Below are 22,534 nucleotides of genomic sequence, written 5' to 3'. Positions count from 1 at the left end.
AACCTCACAGGTCGATGCGCCGCCCGTTCGAGGCGGCGATGGCGTGGATGACCTCCTCGATGGCCAGCGCCTCCCTGAACGACGGCCAGGCTTCCGTGCCGGCCGCGATGGCGCGCAGGAATTCGGCCGCCTCGATGGTCTTGAGGTCGTTGAAGCCGAGCTGGTGGCCGGGGGCGAGCGTGAAGTTGCCATAGGGCGGGTGCGAGGGACCGGTGAGAATGGTTCTGAACCCCTGTTCGGCTGCAGGACCGTTGTTCTGGAACAGGTGCAACTCGTTCATGCGTTCCTGATCGAAGCGGATCATGCCCTGTGTGCCATGCACCTCGAAGATCATGCTGTTCTTGCGGCCCCAGGCTGAGCGCGATGTCGAGAACAGGCCCTGCTGGCCGTCTGCGAAGGTGAGGATGGCCGAGGCGATGTCGTCATTCTCGACCGGCCGGCGCTCGCCGCTTTCGGGGGAGGGGCGCGTTTCATGCACCGTGCGGATGTCGCCGATGACGCTGCTTATGGGTCCCATCAGGCCGATGGCCATGGACAGCATGTGGCAGCCCATGTCGCCCAGCGCACCGAGCCCGGCTTCCGCTTTGGTCGCCCGCCATGTCCACGGCAGGTCCGGGTCGGCCTGATAGTCCTCGTCGACGAAGCCGCGGAAATGGATGAGGCGGCCGATGGCGCCTTCGCCGATCAGCCGCCGTGCATGCTGGTAGGCGGGGTTGCGGATGTAATTGTAGCCGACAATGGTGCGCCGGCCGCTTTTTTCGGCGGCTTCCGTCATGGCACGGGCCTCGTCCAGCGTCAGTGCCATCGGCTTTTCGCAATGGACGTGCTTGCCGGCTTCAAGGGCGGCGATGGCTATGGTGGCATGCAGCTTGTTGGGCGTGGTGATGCATACGACATCGATGGCCGGATCGGTGACCAGCGCGCGCCAGTCGTCGGTCGAGCGGGCAAAGCCGAATTGATCGGCCATGGCGGACGCCTTGCCCGACGGCGTGTCGCAGAGCAGTTCCAGCCGTGGTGTCGGCACGTCGCCGAACACGGCCTTGACCGCGCCATAGGCCAGTGCATGGCACTTGCCCATGAAGCCGGTGCCAATCAGCCCGATGCCGATGTCGCTCATGCGCCGCTGTCCACTTCCGTCACCCGCACGGCACGGCCTTCCTGCACGGATTTCAGCGCCGCTTCGGCCAGAAGCAGCGCCGCAAGTCCGTCCGCCCCGGAGGGCGAGGGTGTCTGGCCGCCGACCATGGCGGCGATGAAGGCGGCGATCTCGGCCGCATAGGCTTCCGTATAGCGGGTCATGAAGAAATCGTGCAGCGGCGGCAGGCGGTAGCCGTCGGCGGTGGCCAGTTCCACCGAGACCGGCCGCTGGTTCTGTGCCGAAACGGCGCCCAGCGAGCCATGCACCTCGATGCGCTGGTCGTAGCCATAGGTGGCGCGGCGCGAATTGGAGATGCTGCATTGCCGCCCGGAGGCTGTCATGAGCACCAGCGAGGCGCTGTCGAAGTCGCCCAGCCGGCCGATCTCGGGATCGACCAGCACCGAGGCGGTGGCGAAGACGCTCTCGATCTCCTCGCCCAGCAGGAAGCGGGCCATGTCGAAATCGTGGATGGTCATGTCGCGGAAGATGCCGCCCGACGAGGCGATATAGGCGGGCGGCGGCGGGCCGGGGTCGCGCGAGACGATCTGTACCATCTCGACAGCGCCGATGCGGCCCTCGTCGATGGCCTGCCGCACGGCGCGGAAATGCGGGTCGAAGCGGCGGTTGAAGCCGACCATCAGCTTGGCCCCGGTCTCTTCCACCGTTTTCAGGCAGGCGCGCACGCGCGCCACGGAAAGATCGACCGGCTTTTCGCAGAAGATCGCCTTGCGGGCGCGGGCGAACAGCTCGATCAGGTCGGCATGGGTGTCGGTCGGCGTGCAGATGACGACCGCGTCGATGCTCTTGTCGGGGGCGATATCCTCTATGGAACGCACCGCGCAGCCATATTGCCTGGCAAGCGCGTTGGCGGCTTCCGGCACCGGATCGGCAACCGCCGCCAGCCGGGCGTCATGGTTGGAGGCAATGGCCTGCGCATGGACCTTGCCGATGCGCCCGGCGCCAAGAAGAGCGAAACTGATCGTCATGCCTGCCCTCGACAAACTGGGCGCCGCCGGTTCCATGCAAAACGCTCCGGCATTGCCCGCCTGAGTGAATTAGAATAAAAATTCCAAAATCACGGAAGATGGATCGTGTCAAGGAGCAAGCGATGGACCACGACGAAGCAGGCGCGCCGCACACCGTCGAAGCCTTCTATGAAAGGCTGCGGCGCGACGGCCACGACCTGCCCAAGCGGCTGCGGCAATGCGCCGACTATGTCGCGGCCTATCCCGACAAGGTGGCGGTGTCGACCGTGGCCGAACTGGCGGAGGCGGCCGATGTGCCGCCCTCGGCCTTCATGCGCTTCTGCCAGGAGCTCGGCTTTTCCGGCTTCTCGCACATGCAGAAGCTGTTCCGGGAGGAATATGCCCAGAAATGGCCGAACTATGCGACGCGGCTGACCAAGCTGCGCGACAGCGGCAACGACACGCCGGCGGCTCTTCTGGCCGAATTCGCCGAGGCCGGCCGCAATTCCATCGAGAATCTCGCCCGCACCATCGACCCCGACCTGCTCGACCAGGCGGTAGGGATGCTTTCGGGCGCGCGCACCATCCACCTGGTCGGCAACCGCCGGGCGTTTCCGGTCGCCTCCTATCTCGCCTATTCCTTCGAGAAGATGAGCATTCCCGCCATCCTGCACAGCGGCGTCGGCAATCTGAAGCTCGACAATTTGCTGGCCCAAGGCGACGCGATGATCGCCATCAGCTTCGCGCCCTACACGGCCGACACGGTGGAGCTTGCCGAGGAGGCGGAACGGCAGGGGCTGGACATCGTCGCCCTGACCGATCTGCCCACCAGCCCGCTGGCGAGGCTCGATGCGGTCAGGCTGTTCGTGTCGGAGATCGATGTCGGTGCTTTCCGCTCGCTCTCGGCGGCGCTGACGCTGGCCATGGCGCTGTCGGTCGCCGTCGGCGCGCATCGGCGCCGGCATGAAAATAGAAAATGAAAGTTGCTTTTTGAAAAAAATAGAATAATTATGTCATTTATGATCTCGGGGCGTCCGGGGTCGCTGCGCATGCACCGGCTTCCGGAGGAGGAAACCGGTATGCGGACGAAACGGGGAGGTTTCAATGAGAAGGACGTTTCTTGCACTCGCAGCCGCGGTCGCTACCGCTTTTGCGGGTCTTTCCACGCCGGCTCATGCCGAGGGCGAGCGCTTCGTTCTGGTCAGTCACGCACCGGACAGCGATAGCTGGTGGAACACCATCAAGAATGCCATCACGCTTGCCGGCAAGCAGATGGAGGTGACGGTCGAATACCGCAACCCGCCGACCGGCGACCTGGCCGACATGGCTCGCATCATCGAGCAGGCGGCGGCTTCCAATCCCAACGGCATCATTTCCACCATCGCCGATTACGACGTGTTGTCCGGCCCGCTCTCCAATGCGGTGGCCAAGGGCATTCCGGTCATCACCATCAATTCCGGCACCGAGGAGCAGTCGAAGCAGCTCGGCGCGCTGCTGCATGTCGGCCAGCCCGAGAAGGCGGCCGGTGTCGGTGCGGGCGAAAAGGCCAAGGCAGCGGGCGTCACCAAGTTCCTGTGCGTCAACCACTACATCACCAACCCGGCTTCCGTTGAGCGGTGCCAGGGCTATGCCGAGGCGCTCGGCGTGGAACTCGGCTCGCAGATGATCGATTCCGGGCTCGACCCGGCCGAGGTCAAGTCGAAGGTTCTGGCCTATCTGCAAAGCAACCCCGACACCAACGGCATCCTGACGCTGGGGCCGAACTCGGCCCATCCGACCATCGCGGCACTTCAGGAAAGCGGCAAGGCGGGCACCATCCACTTCGCCACCTTCGACCTGTCGAGCGAGATTTCGGCGGCCATCAAGGATGGCACCATCGCCTTCGCCATCGACCAGCAGCCGTTCCTGCAAGGCTATCTGCCGGTGGTGATCCTCACCAATCTCGCCCGCTACGGCGTCGTGCCGGGCAATTCGATCAATTCCGGTCCGGGGTTCATCACTAAGGACAATATCGAACTCGTCGAAAAGCTGGCCGGCGAATACCGCTAGCCCGAGACGCGGGCGCCGCCGGAAAGGCCGGCGCCCGCCTGTCCAGGATCGCCACCCAGAACAGGACCGGCGTGCTGCGTGTGGCGACGCGGCGGGCGGGCATTACCGGAGGCCGGCATGACCCAACAGGACTCCAAGACCAGACCTGTCGCGAGCGCGGCGGAACTGATAGCGGATGAGCGCGTCAAGCAGATCTCGCCGCTGCGCCGGGCGCTGATCCGGCCCGAACTCGGCGCCATATGCGGCACCATCTTGGTCTTCGTCTTCTTCTTCGCCATTGCCCGCAACAGCGGCATGTTCGCGCCGGAAGGGGTGCTGAACTGGGGCGTGGTGGCAGCGCAGTTCGCCGTCATCGCGGTCGGCGCCTGCCTGCTGATGATCGCCGGCGAGTTCGACCTGTCGGTCGGCTCGATGATCGGTTTTTCCGGCATCGTCATCGCGCTGATGTCGGTGACCTGGCAATATCCGGTGTGGCTGGCCATTCTGGTCGCCTTCGCCATCGCGCTCGCCATCGGCGCGCTGAACGGCTACCTCGTCATAAAGACCGGCCTGCCGTCCTTCATCGTCACGCTGGCCTTCCTGTACATATTGCGCGGGCTCACCATCTTCATCTCCATCTCCACCACGCGCCAGACCATCATCGGCGGGGTGCGGGAGGTGGCGGCGGGCGATCCGCTGGCCTGGCTGTTCGGCGGCAAGGTGCTGGGCTGGCTGTTCGTGTGGCTGGCCGATCTCGGCCTGATCGGCAAGTTCGTGGCCGGGCCGCGCGCCGGGCAGCCGGTGGTGGACGGCATCCCGATCCTCATCATCTGGGCGCTGGTGCTGGTCGCCTTCGGCCACGTCCTTCTCACCCGCACCCGTTTCGGCAACTGGATATTCGCCTCCGGCGGCGATGCGCAGGCGGCGCGCTATGTCGGCGTGCCGGTCGACCGGGTGAAGATCCTGATGTTCATGTTCTCCGCCTTCTGTGCCACCGTCTTCGCCACCTGCCAGGTGATGGAGTTCGGCTCGGCGGCGGCCGATCGCGGCCTGCTCAAGGAGTTCGAGGCGATCATCTCGGTGGTGATCGGCGGCGCGCTGCTCACCGGCGGCTACGGCTCGGTGATCGGGGCGGCACTCGGCGCGCTGATCTTCGGCGTCGTCCAGCAAGGGCTGTTCTTCGCCGGGGTGGAAAGCTCGCTGTTCCGCGTCTTCCTCGGCGCCATCCTTTTGATGGCCGTCATCCTCAACACCTATATCCGCCGCATGATCACGGGGGAGCGCTGAGATGAGCCAGCCGCTGATCGAACTGATAGACATCGAAAAGCACTTCGGCCCGGTGATCGCGCTGAACGGGGTGTCGATCTCGGTGATGCCCGGCGAATGCCACTGCCTGCTGGGCGACAATGGCGCGGGCAAGTCCACCTTCATCAAGACCATGTCGGGCGTCCACAAGCCGACGCGCGGGCGCATCCTCGTCGATGGCAGCGAAGTGGCCTTCGCCAGCCCGCGCGACGCCATGCAGGCCGGCATCGCCACCGTCTATCAGGACCTTGCCATGATCCCGCTGATGTCGGTGACGCGCAATTTCTGGATGGGCCGCGAGCCGATCCGGAAGATCGGGCCGCTCAGCTTCTTCGATTTCCGCAAGGCAAACGCCGTCACCATGGAAGAGATGCGCAAGATGGGCATCAACCTGCGCGAGCCGGACCAGGCGGTGGGCACGCTGTCGGGGGGTGAACGTCAGACCGTGGCCATCGCGCGCGCCGTCTATTTCGGGGCCAAGGTGCTGATCCTCGACGAGCCGACATCGGCGCTCGGCGTGCGCCAGACGGCCAATGTGCTGTCGACCATCGCCAAGGTGCGGGCCAAGGGCATCGGTGTCGTCTTCATCACCCACAATGTGCGCCACGCGCTGGCGGTGGGAGACCGCTTCACGGTGCTCAATCGCGGGCGTACGCTGGGCACCGCGCGGCGGGGCGAGGTGAAGCCGGAAGAGTTGCAGGACATGATGGCGGGCGGGCAGGAACTCGCGGAACTGGAGGGCTCGCTGGGCGGCACGGTATGACACAGAAGCTCGATGTCATCACCATCGGCCGGTCCTCGGTCGATCTCTACGGTGCGCAGGTCGGCGGGCGGCTGGAGGACATGCGCTCCTTCAACAAATATGTCGGCGGCTCGCCCACCAACATGGCGGTGGGCACGGCAAGGCTCGGCCTGCGCTCCGCCCTGATCACACGGGTGGGGGACGAGCATATGGGCCGCTTCATCCGCGAGCAGCTTGCCGCCGAGGGCGTGGACGTGCGCGGTGTCGTCACCGATCCCGGGCGGCTGACGGCGCTGGTGCTGCTCGGCATTCGCGACCAGCGGCAGTTCCCGCTGATCTTCTATCGCGAGAACTGCGCCGACATGGCGCTGTCGGAAGACGATATCGATCCGGACTTCATCGCCGAGGCGCGCTGCGTGGTGGCGACGGGAACGCATCTTTCCCATCCGCGCACCGAGGCGGCGGTGCTGAAGGCCCTGCGGCTTGCCCGCACGAACGGCGCGAGGACGGCGCTCGACATCGACTACCGGCCGAACCTGTGGGGGCTTTCCGGCCATGGCGACGGCGAGAACCGCTTCATCGCATCGGATAAGGTGACTGCCAGGCTGCAATCGACCCTTCCCCTGTTCGACCTGATCGTCGGCACGGAGGAGGAGTTCCACATCGCCGGCGGCAGCACCGACACGGTTTCCGCCCTGCGCAGGGTGCGCGAAATCACCGATGCGGTGCTGGTGTGCAAGCGCGGGCCGATGGGCGCCGCCGCCTTCACCGGGGCCATTCCGGATACGCTGGACGAGGGCCTGTCCGGCCCGGGCTTCCCGATCGAGGTGTTCAACGTGCTGGGGGCGGGCGACGGCTTCATGTCCGGCCTGCTCAAGGGCTGGCTGGATGGCGAAGATTGGCCGGTAGCGCTGAAATACGCCAATGCCTGCGGCGCGCTGGCCGTGTCGCGCCATGGCTGCGCGCCGGCCTATCCAAGCTGGCAGGAACTGACCTTCCTGCTCGAGCGCGGCGTGCGCAACCCGGCGCTGCGCTTCGACCGCGAACTGGAACAGATCCACTGGTCCACCAACCGCAAGGGCGACTGGCCGGTCATGCGCGTCTTCGCCTTCGACCACCGCCGCCAGATGGAGGCGCTGGCCGACGAACTGGGTGTGGGCCACGAACGCATCGGCACCTTCAAGCAGCTCTGCCTCGATGCCGCACTCAAGGTCGCGGCCGGCCGCAGCGGCCACGGCATATTGTGCGACGGGCGGCTGGGACCGGAGGCACTCTGTCGCGCGGCCGGGCAGGGGCTGTGGATCGGCCGCCCGGTCGAGGTTCCGGGCTCACGCCCACTGGCGCTGGAGATCGGGCCGGATTTCGGCTCCGACCTTGCCGAATGGCCGGCGGAACATGTGGTGAAGGTGCTGTGCTTCTATCACCCTGACGACGACGAGACGACGAAGCAGGCGCAGGAGGAGACGGTGACGCGTCTTGCCGATGCCGCGCGCGCCAACGGGCTGGAGTTCCTGCTGGAGATCATCCCCTCCAAGGTTGCGCCGGTGGGTGACGACACCACGGCGCGCGTCATCCAGCGCTTCTACGACATCGGCGTGTTCCCCGACTGGTGGAAGCTGGAGCCGATGACCTCGCCGCAAGCCTGGGCACTGGCCTGCGAGGTCATTCAACGCAACGATCCCTACACGCGCGGCATCGTCGTGCTGGGGCTGGAGGCGGAAATCGCGGACCTGCGCGCGAGCTTCGCCGAGGCGGCGCGCTTCAATCTGGTGAAGGGCTTCGCGGTCGGCCGTTCCATCTTCGCCGCCCCGGCGCGCAAATGGCTGTCCGGCGAAATCGGCGATGCGGAAGCGGTGGAAGATATGGCGGGCACCTATGCCGGACTGTGTGCGGCATGGGACGATGCAAGACGCGAAGCGCAGACAAGAGGCAAGCCATGAAGACGGTCAGGCTCACGGCGGCGCAGGCGATGGTGCGCTACCTCGCCGCGCAGAAGAACGAGGAAGGCGAACCGCTCATTCCCGGCTGCTGGGCGATCTTCGGCCACGGCAATGTGGCCGGCATCGGCGAAGCGCTCTACGAGGCGCGCGATGCGTTCCCGACATGGCGGGGCCACAACGAACAGGGCATGGCCCATGCGGCCATCGCCTTCGCCAAGGCCAGGAACCGCAGGCAGGCCATGGCGGTGACGACCTCCATCGGTCCCGGCGCGCTCAACATGGTGACGGCGGCGGCACTTGCCCATGTCAACCGGCTGCCGGTGCTTCTGGTCCCCGGCGACGTGTTCGCCAGCCGCGCGCCCGACCCGGTGCTGCAACAGGTCGAGGATTTCGACGACGGCACCGTCTCGGCCAATGACTGCTTCCGGCCCGTCAGCCGCTATTTCGACCGCATCATGAGCCCGCGTCATCTGCTCACCGCCCTGCCGCGCGCCATGGCCACGCTGACCGACCCTGCCCGCTGCGGGCCGGTGACGCTCTCCTTCTGCCAGGACGTGCAGGCCGAGGCCTTCGACTGGCCGGAGACGTTCTTCAAGGAACACATCTGGCGCAGGCGCAGGCCGCGCCCCGATCTGGACGAACTCGAACGGGCGGCGGTTCTGGTGCGGGCGGCGCGCAAGCCGCTGATCGTCGCCGGCGGCGGCGTCCACTATTCCGGGGCCAGCGAGGCGCTGGAGACGTTTGCCGAGGCGCATTCCATTCCCGTCGCCGAAACGCAGGCCGGCAAGTCGGCCCTGCCGTGGGATCACAAGCTGAATTTCGGCTCCATCGGCGTCACCGGCTCGTCGGCTGCGAATGCGATTGCGGAAGAGGCCGATCTGGTGATCGGCATCGGCACCCGCTTTCAGGACTTCACCACCGGCTCATGGGCGCTGTTCCGCAACCCGGAGCGGCGCATCCTGTCGATCAATGTCGAGCCCTACGACGCCGCCAAGCACGGCGCGACGGCGCTGGTGGGCGATGCGCGGGAAACGCTTGTCGAACTCGGGCAACTGCTGGACGGCCACCGCGCTCCCGCGCCCGATGCCGGCTTGCGCGAAAGCTGGCTGGAGGCGGTGGCGGCGGCTACGGCCATGCCGGAAGGCAATGCGCTGCCTTCGGATGCACAGGTGATCGGCGCCGTGCAGCGCGCCGTGGACGACGACGCCATTCTCATCTGTGCCGCCGGTGGCTTGCCGGGCGAGTTGCACAAGCTGTGGAAGGCGGCGAGGCCCAATGGCTATCATCTCGAATACGGCTTCTCCACCATGGGCTACGAGATCGCCGGCGGGCTCGGCGTGAAGATGGCGCAGCCCGAGCGCGAGGTTGTCGTCATGGTCGGCGACGGCTCCTACATGATGATGAATTCCGAGTTGGCGACCTCGGTGATGCTGGGGCGCAAGCTCATCGTCGTGGTGCTCGACAATCGCGGCTTCGCCTGCATCAACAGGCTGCAAAGGGCGACCGGCGGCGAGAGCTTCAACAATCTGCTCGACACCGCCCGCCACGAGGTGCCGAGCAGCATCGATTTCGTCGCCCATGCCGCCTCGATGGGCGCGACTGCCGAGAAGGCGGATTCCATCGCCGGACTGGAGGCCGCCATGGCCCGCGCCCGCGCTTCGGACAGCACTTATGTCATTGTCATCGACACCGATCCGATGCCGACCACCGAGGCCGGCGGCCATTGGTGGGATGTGGCGGTGCCGGAAGTGTCGAGCAGGGCGCAGGTGCGGGCCGCGCGCAAGGATTACGAGGCGGCGCTGGCCCGCCGCGACGAGAACTGAACCCTTCTGGAAACGCACGCATGATCCTCTACGGCACCAACCCCATCGCCTGGTCGAACGACGACGACCATTCCATCGGCGCCCATATCTCGCTGGAGACCTGCCTGCGGCAGGCCGGCGAGATCGGCTTTGACGGCATCGAGAACGGCCACAAATTCCCGAGAGAACCCGAGGCCCTGAAGGCCGTTCTGGCGAAGCACGGGCTGCGCTTCGTCTCGGGCTGGTATTCGCTGATGCTGCTGGAGCGTTCGGTGGAGGAGGAGAAGCAGGCGATCCAGCCCTGGCTCGACTTCCTCAAGGCCATGGGTTCGCCGATCTGCATCGCCTGCGAATGTTCCAATACCGTGCACGGCAACGACCATATCGCGCTCAACGACCGCCCGAAGCTCGATGCGGAGGTCATGAAGCGCTTCGGCGCGGCGGTGGAGGAGGTGGCACAGTTCTGCGAGGCGCAGGGTATCCTTCTTGCCTATCATCACCATATGGGCACGGTGGTCGAGGCCGAGGGCGAGATCGACGCCTTCATGGCGGCGACCGGGCCTTCGACCCGGCTGCTGTTCGACACCGGCCATGCCTATTTCGGCGGCGGCGATCCGGCGGCGATCATCGCCCGCCACATGGGCCGCGTCGTCCATATCCATGCCAAGAACGTGCGGCCGGATGTGATGCACACGGTGCGCGAGGAGGGCCTGAGCTTCCTTGAAGGCGTGCGGCGCGGCGTTTTCACCGTACCCGGCGACCCGGAAGGTGCGGTCTCCTTCGAGCCGGTGCTGGAAGTGGCGGCGCGGGCCGGCTATTCAGGCTGGGTGGTGGTGGAGGCGGAGCAGGATTCGGCCGTGCGCGACCCGCTCGTCTACCAGTCGATGGGCCTGCGCGCGCTGAAGGACATGGCCCGGCGCACCGGGCTGGACAGGGGCGAGGCTGCATGAAGATACTGGACGCCGGTCATCCGTTCTATCGTCCGCTGTGGCGGCGCATCGCCATCGTGGCGGTCGCCTTCCTGTGGGCGGCGTTCGAGTTGTCGAACGGCGAGACGATATGGGCAACGGTGTTCGGCGCCATCGGCCTTTACTGCGGCTGGGCGCTGCTGGTGGCCTACAGGCCCGTCATCGAGGAGGCCGACAAGGATGGCTGAACTGCTGGTCAAGCCCTCGGGCACGCACGGCAAGGTGCATGACATCACCCCGCAATCGGCCGGCTGGTCCTATGTCGGCTTCGGACTCCATGTCTTGCAACCGGGTGACCGGACCGGGGAGGCGACGGGCGACCGGGAGGCGATCCTGGTGCTGGTCGAGGGCAAGGCGCGCATTGCCGTGGACGGGCAGGATTTCGGTCTGCTCGGCGAGCGCATGGACGTGTTCGAGCGCAGGAAGCCGCATTGCGTCTATGTGCCGAACGGCGCGCGCTGGCAGGCGGTGGCGGAAACCGCCTGCACGCTGGCGGTGTGCACCGCGCCGGGCAAGGGCGGCCACCCCGCGCGCGTGCTTACCGAGATCGGCTTCGAGGAGCGTGGCAAGGGCACCAACACGCGCTTCATCCATCCCATCGCCATGGAAAACAGCGACGTCGCCGACAGCCTGCTGGTCACCGAGGTCTATACGCCCGCCGGGCACTGGTCGTCCTATCCGCCGCACCGGCACGACGAGGACGACTTCCCCAACATGACCTATCTGGAAGAGACCTATTACCACCGCCTCAATCCGAAAAGCGGTTTCGGCATCCAGCGCGTGTTCACCGAGGACGGGGCGCTGGACGAGACCATGGCGGTGGCGGACGGCGATGTGGTGCTGGTGCCGAAAGGGCACCACCCTTGCGGCGCGCCCTATGGCTACGAGATGTATTATCTCAACGTGATGGCAGGACCGCTGCGCAAATGGCGCTTCCGCAACCATCCCGATTTCGACTGGATCGCCAGGCGCGACGTGTAGCCAATTCCGGCAGGAGAAGGAGACGGGCGCAATGCGCCCGCCTCCGGTGGCCGGTCAGTGGCTGCCATTGCTGCCATGGTCCTCGGTCTTGCCGCCCATGGCGTCGACCGCGAATTCGACCTCGATCGTGCCGGCCTTCTCGAAGGTCAGCGTGCCGGCGAATTTCTCGCCCTTCTTGGGCTGCGATTTCAGGCCCATGAACATCAGGTGGTAGGAGCCGGGCTTCAGCTCCACCTTCTCGCCGGCCGGGATCTCCAGCCCGTCCGGCAATTGCCGCATGGTCATGACGCCGTCATTGACGGCCATTTCATGGATTTCGCCCTTGTCGGAAATGGTGGACGAAACGGCGATCAGGCGATCCGCCTCGCTGCCATGGTTGGTGATGCTGAGATAGCCGCCGGCCACCTTGGCGCCGGCGGGCGTCTCGCGCGACCACGGATGGCCGATTTCGAGATCGCCCAGCTTGAACTCATGGGCGGAGGCCATGCCGGTGCCGCCGGCGAGCAGGCCGAGCGGCAGCAGGAGGCCGCAGGCGAGAGCCGCGAAGCTGCGGCGGGAAAGGGAGGCGCGTGCGGGGACGTGCGTGTTGGACATGGAATTTCTCCACAGAAGGTGCGCCGCCGACGGGCGCGAAAATTGAAGCTTTCGGGTTCGGCTGCCGGGAAGGCAGGCCTTGGAGACTTTTCAGGCCGGAACCGGAGGCGCGCGCGGGATGGCCGGCGAACGCGGGCGCGCGAAGGAAAGGTGGTCCGGGGCGTTGGCCGGGAAAACCAGGACCTCGAATTTCAGCTCCGCGGCAAGGGTCGCGGCGGGCGGCGGGCCGGCCAGCAGCGAGGCGGCAAGATTGCAGCCGAGCACGCAGCAGGCGGGAAGATGCTGGCGTTCGGACCCATTCGGCAGTTCCGCAGTCCCGGCATGGGAGCAGATGACATTGCCGAAGATGTCGAGTTGCGCCGGTTGCGGCCCGGCCGCCAGCGCGAAGGTCCCGAGTGCCGATTGCAGAACGAGAAACCACGCCGCGGCAAGGGCCGCCGCCATGGTCCATCCTCTGCGCCTGCGTTGCATTCCTTGCCCGTCTCCGGCTGGTCGTGACAGACCTAGCATAACGGTAGAGTCCGGCAATCGGCCACTTTGTCGCCGGGGAGGGTGGGGCCCTAGAGTTTCGTCCAGGCGCCGTTCCTCTTCGAGGACTTCACGCAGGCCTCGATGAAGGCCATGCCTTCCACCCCGTCCTCTACGGTCGGGAAGAGCACGCCCTTCGGCGGCTTGCGCCCGTTACGGCTCGCGCGGATCGCCGCCGCGGCCTCGCGGTAGATATTGGCGAAGCCTTCCAGATAACCCTCGGGGTGGCCGGCCGGAATGCGGGTCAGCCGGTTGGCGCTGGCGAGCGCGCCCGCGCCGCCGCGCGTCAAAAGCCGCTTCGGTTCGCCGAAGGGCGTGTGCCACAGATAGTTCGGGTCGGCCTGCACCCATTCCAGTCCGCCCTTCGAGCCATAGACCCTGAGCTTCAGCCCGTTCTCGTGGCCCGGCGCGACCTGGCTTGCCCACAGCATGCCCTTGGCGGCCGGGGCCTTTCCCTTGGCCTTGAAGCGCAGCAGCACGTTGAGATTGTCGTCCAGCAGGCGGCCGGGCACGAAGGCGTCGAGGTCGGCGGCAAGGCTGTCCAGTTCCAAGCCGGTGACGAAGCGGGCGAGATTGTAGGCGTGGGTGCCGATGTCGCCGGTGGCGCCGCCCGCCCCCGCCTGCTTCGGGTCCGATCGCCATGACGCCTGCTTGTTGCCGCTGGCCGATACGTCCTCGGTCAGCCAGTCCTGCGGATATTCGACCTGGACCAGACGGATATCGCCGAGCATGCCCCTGGCGACCATTTCATGGGCCTGCCGCACCATCGGATAGGCGGTGTAGTTGTGGGTGAGCACGAACAGCTTGCCGGTCTTTTCGACGAGTGCCGCCAGCTTCTTCGCCTCGGCCAGCGTGGTGGCCAGCGGCTTGTCGCAGATCACGTGGATGCCGGCTTCGAGGAAAGCCTTTGCCGCCGGGAAGTGGTGGTTGTTGGGCGTGACGATGGACACGGCCTCGATGCCGTCGGGGCGTCCTGCCTCGGCCTTTGCCATTTCGGCATAGGAGGCATAGCTGCGCTCCGGATCGAGCCCCAGTTCCTCGGCCGAGGCTTTGGCCCGCTCCGGATTGGAGGACAGCGCGCCGGCCACCAGCACGAACTCTCCGTCCATGCGCGCGGCGATGCGGTGCACGCCGCCGATGAAGGCACCCTGACCGCCGCCCACCATTCCATAGCGGATCGGACCCTGCTTCTTGTCGCTCGCCATGCCGTCCTCCTCTGTCAGATGCCCATCATGGCGCGCAGCAGCTTGCGGTCGATGGTGCTGGCGGCGAAATCGTCGAAGGCCTTGTCGGTCACGCGGATGATGTGGTGGCGGATGAAGGGCGCGCCCTCGGCCGCACCGTCTTCCGGGTGTTTCAGGCAGCATTCCCATTCCAGCACCGCCCAGCGGTCGTAGCCATATTGCGCGAGCTTGGAGAAGATGCCCGAGAAATCGACCTGCCCGTCGCCCGGCGAGCGGAAGCGGCCGGCGCGGTCCAGCCAGCCCTGATAGCCCGAATAGACGCCCTGCCTGCCGGTCGGGTTGAACTCGGCATCCTTGACGTGGAAGGCCCGGATGCGCTCGTGATAGATATCGATGAAGGCCAGATAGTCGAGCTGCTGCAACAGGAAGTGCGACGGGTCGTAATTGATGGCGCAGCGCTTGTGGCCGCCGACGGCGTCGAGGAACATCTCGAAGGTGGCGCCGTCGAACACATCCTCGCCCGGATGGATCTCATAGGCGATATCGACGCCGTGTTCCTCATAGGCGTCGAGGATCGGCTTCCAGCGCCGGCCGAGTTCCGAAAAAGCTTCCTCGATGAGACCGGCCGGTCGCTGCGGCCACGGGTAGAGATAGGGGAAGGCCAGCGCGCCGGTGAAGCTCACCGAAACGTCGAGGCCGAGATTGCGCGAGGCCCGTGCCGCAAGGCGCATCTGCTCGATCGCCCATTCCTGCCGCGCCTTCGGGTTGCCACGCACCTGTTCCGGCGCGAAGGAATCGAACTGCGCGTCATAGGCGGGATGGACGGCGACGAGCTGGCCCTGGATGTGGGTCGACAGTTCGGTGATCTCGACGCCGGCCTCGGCGCACACGCCGCTTACCTCGTCGCAATAATCCTTCGAGGTGGCGGCGCGTTCGAGGTCGAACAGGCGCGCATCGCCGCTCGGCACCTGAATGCCCTCATAGCCGAGCCCGGCCGCCCATTCGGCGATGGCGGGGAGCGAATTGAACGGGGCTTCATCGCCGGCAAACTGCGCCAGGAAGATCGCGGGACCCTTCATCGTGGTCGGCATCGGCTTCTCCTTCAATTCCGCAACGTCCTGTGTTCCAGACCGGCGCGGATTTTTCAATCGGTTCGTGCCGCGAAAGCCGGTCATTCCCTATAGCCGGTCGATGGGCTAAGAAAGGGCATGGCTTACCTTCCCGCTCCCGACCGCTACGAGAAGATGATCTACAACCGCTGCGGGCGCTCCGGCCTCAAGCTGCCGGCGATCTCGCTCGGCCTGTGGCAGAACTTCGGCGACACCACACCGCATGAGACCCGCCAGGCGCTGGTGCGCAAGGCCTTCGATCTCGGCATCACCCATTTCGACCTCGCCAACAATTATGGCCCGCCGAAGGGCGCGGCGGAAGTCGCCTTCGGCGAGATCCTGCGTGCCGACCTTGCCGGTTATCGCGATGAACTCGTCATCTCCACCAAGGCCGGCTACGACATGTGGCCCGGCCCCTATGGCGAATGGGGCAGCCGCAAATATCTGCTCGCCAGCCTCGACCAGAGCCTGAAGCGGATGGGCCTCGACTATGTCGATATCTTCTATTCGCACCGTTTCGATCCCGAAACGCCGCTTGAGGAAACCTGCGGCGCGCTCGACCATGCGGTGCGCTCGGGCAAGGCGCTCTATGCCGGCATCTCCTCCTACAATTCGCAGCGCACCCGCGAAGCGGCCGATATCCTCAGGCGCCTCGGCACGCCGTGCCTGATCCACCAGCCGAGCTATTCCATGCTCAACCGCTGGGTGGAGGATGACGGGCTGCTCGACACGCTGGACGGGCTCGGCATCGGCTCGATCGTGTTCTCGCCGCTGGCACAGGGCATGCTGACCACCAAATATCTTTCGGGTATTCCGCAGGACAGCCGCTTGCAGAAGGGCGGCCCGCTGCGCGAGTCCTTCATCAACGAGGAGACGCTCGCCAATATCCGCGCGCTCAACGCCATCGCCGAACGGCGCGGCCAGACGCTGGCGCAGATGGCGCTGGCCTGGGTGCTGCGCGGCGGACGCGTCACCTCGGCGCTGATCGGCGCCAGCCGCGTCGAGCAGATCGAGGATTGCGTCGGCGCGCTGGACAGGCTGGAGTTCTCCGAGGCCGAACTTGCCGAGATCGACGCCTATGCGCTCGATGCCAACATCAATCTGTGGGCGGCGTCGGCCGAACGTGAGGGGCCGCCGCGCAAATAGTCCGGTTCCTGCCGGCCGGGGGCGGACGGTAGCCAGTGGCCCGCATAATCACTACATAGGTAGCACAGGCGCGCTGCGGCACCGTTCCCATGCGCGGCAGGATAAGGCAGGACCATGTCGGCAAGAAGCAGTCTGACCCGGAACCAGCTCTGGGTGCTGGAAAAGCTGGAGGCGGCGGGTGCACCGCTCAGTGCCTACACGCTGCTCGACCAGTTGCGCGAGAAGGGCTTTCGCGCGCCGTTGCAGGTCTACCGCGCGCTGGACACGCTGATGAAGGACGGCCTCGTCCACCGGCTGGAAAGCCTCAACGCCTTCGTCGCCTGCGCCGAGCCGCACGACCACAGCCATTCCATGACCGCCTTCGCCATCTGCGACACCTGCGGGCAGGTAGCGGAACTTAGCGACCACGATGTCGGCCACCAGCTCGAGGATTGGGTGCGTTCCACCGGCTTCGCGCCCAAGCATGCGGTCATCGAGTTTCGCGGCATTTGCGAAAGCTGCCGCACGAAGGCGGCCTGAGCCCGGTGAAGGGCACCTTGCGGCAATTCCGACCCTTGGCGCGGGAAAGATCGTGGCGGGTTTGAAGGACAGGCAAGCGCGGGAGGGCGGCGCGCGGGTCGCCTATCTCGTCTGTGCTCTCTTCGCCTTCATCGCGGCCATCTTCGGCAGCATAGCCGCCTATGTGGCCCTGGCCACGAAGGGGCCGCACGATGTCGTCGCCGTTTTCATCGGCTTCGTATGGGTGTTTCTCGCCGTCATCGTGGAGATATTGGTGATCGCCCGCGCCGGCCTGTTGCGGCAGAGCGACGAACCGGCGGAGCCCTTGCCGGCGGAAGCCTCGAAAGGCCGGAGCGTGTTCTTCGGCGAGCGCTATGAGGCCAGCGCTTCCGCCGAGGCCGAGGTGAAGGACCCGCAGATGCGGCTGAGGCTGACGGTCTTCATGTCCGTCTCGGCGCTGGCTCTGCTGGTGGTCCAGATCATGCTCTACCGGGCCGGGCACTCGACGCTCGGCGGGTTCCTGTTCTCCTGCCTGCCCGTCGCCTTCATGTGCTACTGGGCAACGCTCAAATTTCGCGCCCCGCACGGGCAAGGCCGTGGGCGACGAGCCGGTCGATGATTTCCGGATAGCTGATGCCGCTCGCCGCCATCGCCTTGGAATACATGGAAATGTCGGTGAAGCCGGGAATGGTGTTGAGCTCGTTGACGAGGATGCGCCTGTCCGTGGTGACGAAGAAGTCGGCGCGCGCCATGCCATCGCAGCCGAGCGCGCGGAAGGCTTGCGCCGCAAGCGTGCGGATTTCGTCCTCCACGCCTTCGGGCAATTGTGCCGGTACCTTGATGGCGGCGCCGTCGGCGTCGATATATTTGGCGTCATAGGTGTAGAAGCCGTGGCTTTCAGCCGGCACGATCTCGCCGGTGCGCGAGACGAACAGGCCGCCCTGCGGGTCCTCGATCACGCTGCATTCGATCTCGCGGCCGTCGATGAACTCTTCGGCCAGCAGCTTGGTGTCGTGCCTGAATCCTTCGGCCAGCGCCGTTTCGTAATCCTTTTCGCTCGCCACCTTGCTCACGCCGACCGACGAGCCCTGCCTTGCCGGCTTGATGAACAGCGGCAGCCCGAGCCTCGCCTGCAAATCCGCGAAGGAGGGCGCGGCACCGGGCAGGATGGTGACGGAGCGCGCCGCCGGCACGCCGGCTTCGTTGAACAGGCGCTTGGCGATGTCCTTGTCGAGCGCATTGGCAGAACCGATGATGCCGCAGCCGGCCAGCGGCACGCGCGCCACCTGCGCGAGGCCCTGCACCGCGCCGTCCTCGCCATGCAGGCCATGCAGCACCGGGAAAAGGATGTCGATCCTGTCCAGTTCATACGGCGCGCCGCTTTCCGGGATCGCCAGCATGCGGCCCTTGCCGCCCGGCACCAGGCAGACCTCGGTGCCGCTGTCCGGCTTGGCCAGCGTGCCGTCCTGGTAGCCGCCCAGCAGCCATTGGCCTTCGCGGGTGACGAAGATCGGGACGGCGTCATATCTGGCGGGGTCCAGCGCCCGCATGACATTGGTGGCGGACAGAACCGACACGTCGTGCTCGGCGGAGCGCCCGCCGAAGAGAACCGCGATGCGCAATCTGCTGCTGGTGTCGGCCATGCCCTGCCTTTCCTGTCCGGGGAGTAGGCGTATACGAAATGGAAACTGACTAAGAACAGGTGAAAGAGACGGAAAAATGCCTCCACCCGTCAAGGTCGACCTGTTGCTCCAGGACCCGGGCCGGGCACCGACGCTCAGCCTGCCCGTTTCCTGCGGTCGATGACCCTGGCGCCGCCCGACATGCGGTCGCGATAGAGCGGCAGGAACCACAGAGCCAGTGGACCGAAGACCATGTGGTAGAGCGCCTGCGTGAACTCCAGCCTTCGGCCGTCGGCCTGCACGACCTTCAGCCCCATTGCGAGCTTTCCGGGCGTGGCCATGAGCGCGCTGCTCTCGAAGCCCGGAAAATACCAGAGCAGGGCCACGATCATCCACAAAAGGGTCGCTCCCATCAGCGGTGTCGGCGGCTGCCCGGCCGGGGAATCCATAAGGTGAGGCAGATAGCTGGCCGCGACAAGCACGGGCGCCAGCGCCGTCGTGACGAGCAGGGCGATATCGATCGCACCGGCCGCCAGCCGCCTGAGCATCAAGGCCTCCGTCCCCTTTCGGGACCGGATTGCGCTATCGCCAGTGCCTTCAATGTGCCTCGTCCCAATTGTGGGCGGCGCGCGCATCGACCTTGAGCGGCACCGACAGCGACCTTGCCGGCATCGGCGCGTTTTCCATCACCTCGCAGATCACCGGGATCGTCGCCTCGACCTCGCCATCGGCCACCTCGAAGATCAGCTCGTCATGCACTTGCAGCAGCATGCGGGCGGAAAGCCTGGCCTGGGCGAGGGCCGGCTCCATGCGGATCATGGCGCGGCGGATGATATCGGCCGCCGTGCCTTGCAGGCGGGCGTTGATCGAGGCGCGCTCGTTGAAGGCGCGCACCGAAGGGTTGGGCGAGCGGATTTCGGGATAGTGGATGCGCCGGCCGAACACGGTTTCGACATAGCCGAACTCGCGCGCATAGGTCTTGGTCTCCTCGATATAGTCGCGGATGCCGGGGAAGCGCTCGAAATATTTCTTGATGTAGGCACCGGCCTCCTCGCGCGGGATGGAAAGCTGGTTGGCGAGGCCGAAGGCCGAAATGCCGTAGATGATGCCGAAATTGATCGCCTTGGCACGCCGCCGCACCTCGGAAGGCATGCCTTCCACCGGCACGCCGAACATTTCCGAGGCGGTGATGGCGTGGATGTCGGCACCCTCGGCAAAGGCCTGCTTCAACTGGGGAATGTCGGCGACATGGGCAAGCACGCGCAGCTCGATCTGGCTGTAGTCGGCCGAGACCAGTCTGTGGCCCTTGTCCGCGATGAAGGCGGTCCTGATCTTGCGCCCCTCGGCGGTGCGCACCGGAATGTTCTGCAGGTTCGGATCGGAGGAGGAAAGCCGCCCGGTCGTCGTCGCGGCCAGCGCGTAGCTGGTGTGGACGCGTCCCGTGTCGGGGTGGATGAAGCCGGGCAGGGCATCGGTATAGGTCGATTTCAGCTTGGTGAGCTGGCGCCAGTCGACGATCTTGCGCGGCAGCTCGTGGCCTTCGGCCGCCAGATCCTCCAGAAGCTGGGCCGAGGTCGACCACTGGCCGGTCTTGGTCTTCGAGCCGCCGGGCAGGCCCATGCGTCCGAACAGGATTTCGCCGAGTTGCTTGGGCGAGCCGATATTGATGCGCTCGCCGATCAGGCCGTAGATTTCCTCCTCGATCGCCGCGGCGCTCTGCGCCAGCTCGCCCGACAGCCGCGACAGGATCTGGCGATCCACCGAGACGCCGCGCTGCTCCATGCGCGCCAGCACCGGAACGAGCGGGCGTTCCAGCCGTTCATAGACCGAGACCAGCCCCTTGGCGGCAAGGCGCGGCTTCAGCACCTGCCACAGCCGCAGCGTCACGTCGGCATCCTCGCCGGCATAGCGGGTCGCCTTGTCTATGGCGACGTTCTCGAAGCCGATGAAGCTCTTGCCGGTGCCGGCGACCTCTCCGAACTGGATGGTCTTGTGGCCGAGCCACTTTTCCGACAGGGCGTCCATGCCGTGGCCGCGCGCGGCGCCGCCGTCGAGCACATAGGAAATCAGCATGGTGTCGTCATAGGGGGCGACATCGATGCCGTAGCGGCTCATCACAACAAGGTCGTATTTGAGGTTCTGCGCCACCTTCAGCACGGAAGGGGCTTCCATCAGCCGCTTCAGCTCGGCCAGCGCCTCGCGCACCGGCAGTTGCCCTTCGACCGGTCCGCCGCCGAGCAGGTCACCCGCCCCCTCCTTGTGGCCGAGCGGCACATAGGCCGCGCGGCCCGGGCGGGTGGCCAGCGAAAAGCCGACCAGTTCGGCCTGCATCGGGTCGAGCGAGGTGGTTTCGGTGTCGAAGGCGACGACGCCGGTCTCGAAGGCCTCGTCGATCCAGTCCTTCAGCGTCTGGAGGTCGGTTATGGTTTGATAGGCGTCGACGTCGATCTTTTCAGCCGTCGCCGCCTCGGCCCGCAGCGCCGAGAGCAGGGAAGGGGTGTCGCCTTCGTCCTTCGTCGTCGCGGCTTCGGTTCCTGCCTCGTCCGCCGCCTCGGCAGGCGTGGCTTCCATGTCCGGGCCGTGCGCGGTGTCGGCGCGCTCCACCGGCACTTCGGCGGCCTCGATCGCTCCGGCATCGGTGCCGGTCGCCTCGGCGACGCGCCGCGTCAGCGTGGTGAATTCCATCGCCTTGAGGAAGGCGACCAGTCTCGGGCCGTCGGAGGGCTCGAGCAGGAAATCGTCCGGCACCTCCTTCACCGGCACGTCGCGCCTGAGCGTGACCAATTCGCGCGAGATGCGCGCCTTGTCGGCGTTCTCGACGATCGATTCGCGCCGCTTCTGCTGCTTGATCTCCTCGGCGCGGGCAAGCAGCGTGTCCAGATTGCCGAACTGCTCCAGAAGCTGGGCGGCCGTCTTGGGGCCGATGCCGGGAACGCCGGGGATATTGTCGATCGAGTCGCCGGTCAGGGCCTGGAGGTCGATCATCTTTTCCGGCGGCACGCCCCATTTCTCGACCACTTCGGGAATGCCGATCTGGCGGTCCTTCATCGGGTCGTACATGGACACGGCCGGGCTGACGAGCTGCATCAGGTCCTTGTCGGAGGAAATGATGGTGGCGTCGGCGCCGGCCTCCTCGGCCATCCGGCAATAGGTGGCGATCAGGTCGTCGGCCTCATAGCCTTCCATCTCCACGCAGGGCAGGCTGAAGGCGCGGGTGGCGTGACGGATCAGCCCGAATTGCGGGATCAGGTCTTCCGGCGGGGCCGAGCGGTTGGCCTTGTATTCGGGATAGAGGTCGTTGCGGAAGGTCTTGGACGAATAGTCGAAGATGACGGCGAAATGGGTGGGGGTGACGCCGACATCGGTGTCGCGCGCGTCGCGCATCAGTTTCCACACCATGTTGCAGAAGCCGAGCACGGCGTTGGTCGGCAGCCCGTCCGACTTGCGGTTGAGCGGCGGCAGCGCGTGATAGGCCCGGAAAATATAGCCGGAGCCGTCGACAAGGAAGAGATGATCGCCTTTTTTCATGGCGCATGGATAGCGTGGCGGGGCGTCGCGGTCCATCGCAAAGGCGGCTTATGCCCGCTGCAACCGGCCTCTGCTGACAAGGGAAAACAGGCATCACGCCTATGTTACAAAGATGTAATCTTTGTGCCCTTGAATCGCCATGTTCCAATCCACAGATAGCAGGCATCGGCAGTTTTCGCCGAAGTCCGGAATCAAGGCCCGTCCCCCGCCTTTCCCGGACAACGCGGCAGCCTATCCCCCTCTCCGGGCTGCCGCGCCGTTTAAAGCAAGCCGCCGTGGTTCCCCCTCCGCCACGGCGGCACTTTTTTGTGCGTTTGACAGGGTTTCCCCGGCCTTCCGGCCTCGCTAACCGCCTTCCCGGTTCGCCGCGACAGCCTGGTTTTGCAGCCGCATTCGTGCAACGCCAGGCGTTTCCGTCTGGCTGCAAAATGCCCTGGAGCCTTTCAGCTTTTCCTC

At 65.9% G+C, this 22,534-nt stretch carries 21 protein-coding genes; 12 read left to right on the top strand and 9 right to left on the bottom strand.

Annotation, left to right across the window (positions count from 1 at the left end):
- Positions 1-4 precede the first annotated feature (4 nt).
- Both ACVCNR_RS06310 and iolG read right to left on the bottom strand, forming a co-directional pair.
- Positions 5-1,117: a Gfo/Idh/MocA family protein gene (locus ACVCNR_RS06310; RefSeq protein WP_447074147.1), complete on the bottom strand. Its 1,113-nt coding sequence runs from the start codon at positions 1,115-1,117 to the stop codon at positions 5-7.
- Positions 1,114-2,124 carry an inositol 2-dehydrogenase gene (gene iolG, locus ACVCNR_RS06305; protein WP_447074146.1) on the bottom strand — a complete coding sequence of 337 codons (1,011 nt, stop codon included), beginning with the start codon at positions 2,122-2,124 and terminating at the stop codon, positions 1,114-1,116. Before iolG ends, ACVCNR_RS06310 begins: the two co-directional genes overlap by 4 nt.
- A gap of 122 nt (positions 2,125-2,246) precedes the next feature.
- Here iolG and ACVCNR_RS06300 point away from each other — a divergent pair, with 122 nt between their 5' ends.
- The 9 genes from ACVCNR_RS06300 (at position 2,247) to iolB (ending at position 11,869) form a co-directional block, all read left to right on the top strand.
- Entirely contained in the window at positions 2,247-3,083 is an 837-nt protein-coding gene (locus tag ACVCNR_RS06300; RefSeq protein ID WP_447074145.1) for a MurR/RpiR family transcriptional regulator, read from the top strand.
- A gap of 124 nt (positions 3,084-3,207) precedes the next feature.
- Complete coding sequence (locus ACVCNR_RS06295; protein WP_354197581.1) at positions 3,208-4,152, top strand: sugar ABC transporter substrate-binding protein; 945 nt, start codon at positions 3,208-3,210, stop codon at positions 4,150-4,152.
- Between the two features lie 117 nt (positions 4,153-4,269).
- A complete protein-coding gene (locus ACVCNR_RS06290; protein WP_447074144.1) occupies positions 4,270-5,418 on the top strand; it encodes an ABC transporter permease in 1,149 nt (382 codons plus the stop codon).
- Between the two features lies 1 nt (position 5,419).
- On the top strand, positions 5,420-6,199 hold the full coding sequence (locus ACVCNR_RS06285; RefSeq protein WP_447074143.1) for an ATP-binding cassette domain-containing protein: 780 nt from the start codon (positions 5,420-5,422) through the stop codon (positions 6,197-6,199).
- Positions 6,196-8,118, top strand: coding sequence for a bifunctional 5-dehydro-2-deoxygluconokinase/5-dehydro-2-deoxyphosphogluconate aldolase (locus ACVCNR_RS06280; protein WP_447074142.1), 1,923 nt, complete (start codon positions 6,196-6,198; stop codon positions 8,116-8,118). Before ACVCNR_RS06285 ends, ACVCNR_RS06280 begins: the two co-directional genes overlap by 4 nt.
- The gene (gene iolD, locus ACVCNR_RS06275) at positions 8,115-9,941 is read left to right on the top strand and encodes a 3D-(3,5/4)-trihydroxycyclohexane-1,2-dione acylhydrolase (decyclizing) (RefSeq protein ID WP_447074141.1); all 1,827 of its coding nucleotides are present in this window, start codon (positions 8,115-8,117) and stop codon (positions 9,939-9,941) included. The genes ACVCNR_RS06280 and iolD overlap by 4 nt, the downstream gene beginning before the upstream one ends.
- 20 nt (positions 9,942-9,961) lie before the next feature.
- Entirely contained in the window at positions 9,962-10,870 is a 909-nt protein-coding gene (gene iolE / locus ACVCNR_RS06270; protein WP_447074140.1) for a myo-inosose-2 dehydratase, read from the top strand.
- Positions 10,867-11,076, top strand: a complete 210-nt coding sequence (locus ACVCNR_RS06265; RefSeq protein WP_447074139.1) for a hypothetical protein — start codon at positions 10,867-10,869, stop codon at positions 11,074-11,076. Before iolE ends, ACVCNR_RS06265 begins: the two co-directional genes overlap by 4 nt.
- A complete protein-coding gene (iolB, locus tag ACVCNR_RS06260; RefSeq protein WP_447074138.1) occupies positions 11,069-11,869 on the top strand; it encodes a 5-deoxy-glucuronate isomerase in 801 nt (266 codons plus the stop codon). Before ACVCNR_RS06265 ends, iolB begins: the two co-directional genes overlap by 8 nt.
- Before the next feature lie 54 nt (positions 11,870-11,923).
- Here iolB and ACVCNR_RS06255 read toward each other — a convergent pair whose 3' ends face one another.
- The 4 genes from ACVCNR_RS06255 to ACVCNR_RS06240 form a co-directional block, all read right to left on the bottom strand.
- Positions 11,924-12,463, bottom strand: coding sequence for a copper chaperone PCu(A)C (locus ACVCNR_RS06255; protein ID WP_447074137.1), 540 nt, complete (start codon positions 12,461-12,463; stop codon positions 11,924-11,926).
- 90 nt (positions 12,464-12,553) lie between these two features.
- Entirely contained in the window at positions 12,554-12,907 is a 354-nt protein-coding gene (locus ACVCNR_RS06250) for a hypothetical protein (RefSeq protein ID WP_447074136.1), read from the bottom strand.
- 116 nt (positions 12,908-13,023) lie between these two features.
- Positions 13,024-14,196 (bottom strand): Gfo/Idh/MocA family protein, encoded by a 1,173-nt coding sequence (locus ACVCNR_RS06245; RefSeq protein ID WP_447074135.1) that lies wholly within the window; start codon positions 14,194-14,196, stop codon positions 13,024-13,026.
- A 14-nt stretch (positions 14,197-14,210) separates the two neighbouring features.
- Complete coding sequence (locus ACVCNR_RS06240; RefSeq protein ID WP_447074134.1) at positions 14,211-15,266, bottom strand: sugar phosphate isomerase/epimerase family protein; 1,056 nt, start codon at positions 15,264-15,266, stop codon at positions 14,211-14,213.
- Positions 15,267-15,383: 117 nt separating this feature from the next.
- Between ACVCNR_RS06240 and mgrA the strand changes: the two genes are divergently transcribed.
- From mgrA to ACVCNR_RS06225, 3 genes are all read left to right on the top strand, one after another.
- Complete coding sequence (gene mgrA / locus ACVCNR_RS06235) at positions 15,384-16,430, top strand: L-glyceraldehyde 3-phosphate reductase (protein WP_447074133.1); 1,047 nt, start codon at positions 15,384-15,386, stop codon at positions 16,428-16,430.
- A 114-nt stretch (positions 16,431-16,544) separates the two neighbouring features.
- The gene (locus ACVCNR_RS06230) at positions 16,545-16,949 is read left to right on the top strand and encodes a Fur family transcriptional regulator (RefSeq protein WP_354197557.1); all 405 of its coding nucleotides are present in this window, start codon (positions 16,545-16,547) and stop codon (positions 16,947-16,949) included.
- 52 nt (positions 16,950-17,001) lie between these two features.
- The gene (locus tag ACVCNR_RS06225; RefSeq protein WP_447074132.1) at positions 17,002-17,547 is read left to right on the top strand and encodes a hypothetical protein; all 546 of its coding nucleotides are present in this window, start codon (positions 17,002-17,004) and stop codon (positions 17,545-17,547) included.
- On the opposite strand, the gene ACVCNR_RS06220 is transcribed toward ACVCNR_RS06225, so the two are convergent.
- The 3 genes from ACVCNR_RS06220 to polA all read right to left on the bottom strand — a co-directional run bounded on the left by ACVCNR_RS06220 (position 17,495) and on the right by polA (position 22,078).
- On the bottom strand, positions 17,495-18,571 hold the full coding sequence (locus ACVCNR_RS06220; protein ID WP_447074131.1) for a D-alanine--D-alanine ligase family protein: 1,077 nt from the start codon (positions 18,569-18,571) through the stop codon (positions 17,495-17,497). The two genes, ACVCNR_RS06225 and ACVCNR_RS06220, sit on opposite strands and share 53 nt — an antisense overlap.
- A gap of 134 nt (positions 18,572-18,705) precedes the next feature.
- Positions 18,706-19,098, bottom strand: a complete 393-nt coding sequence (locus ACVCNR_RS06215; RefSeq protein ID WP_447074130.1) for an RDD family protein — start codon at positions 19,096-19,098, stop codon at positions 18,706-18,708.
- A 49-nt stretch (positions 19,099-19,147) separates the two neighbouring features.
- The gene (gene polA / locus ACVCNR_RS06210) at positions 19,148-22,078 is read right to left on the bottom strand and encodes a DNA polymerase I (RefSeq protein ID WP_447074129.1); all 2,931 of its coding nucleotides are present in this window, start codon (positions 22,076-22,078) and stop codon (positions 19,148-19,150) included.
- Positions 22,079-22,534 lie beyond the last annotated feature (456 nt).

This window comes from Aquamicrobium terrae (genome assembly GCF_052978165.1).
The sequence above is the reverse complement of the archived record's forward strand: the minus strand, read 5'-3'. Positions and strand labels throughout refer to the sequence as shown.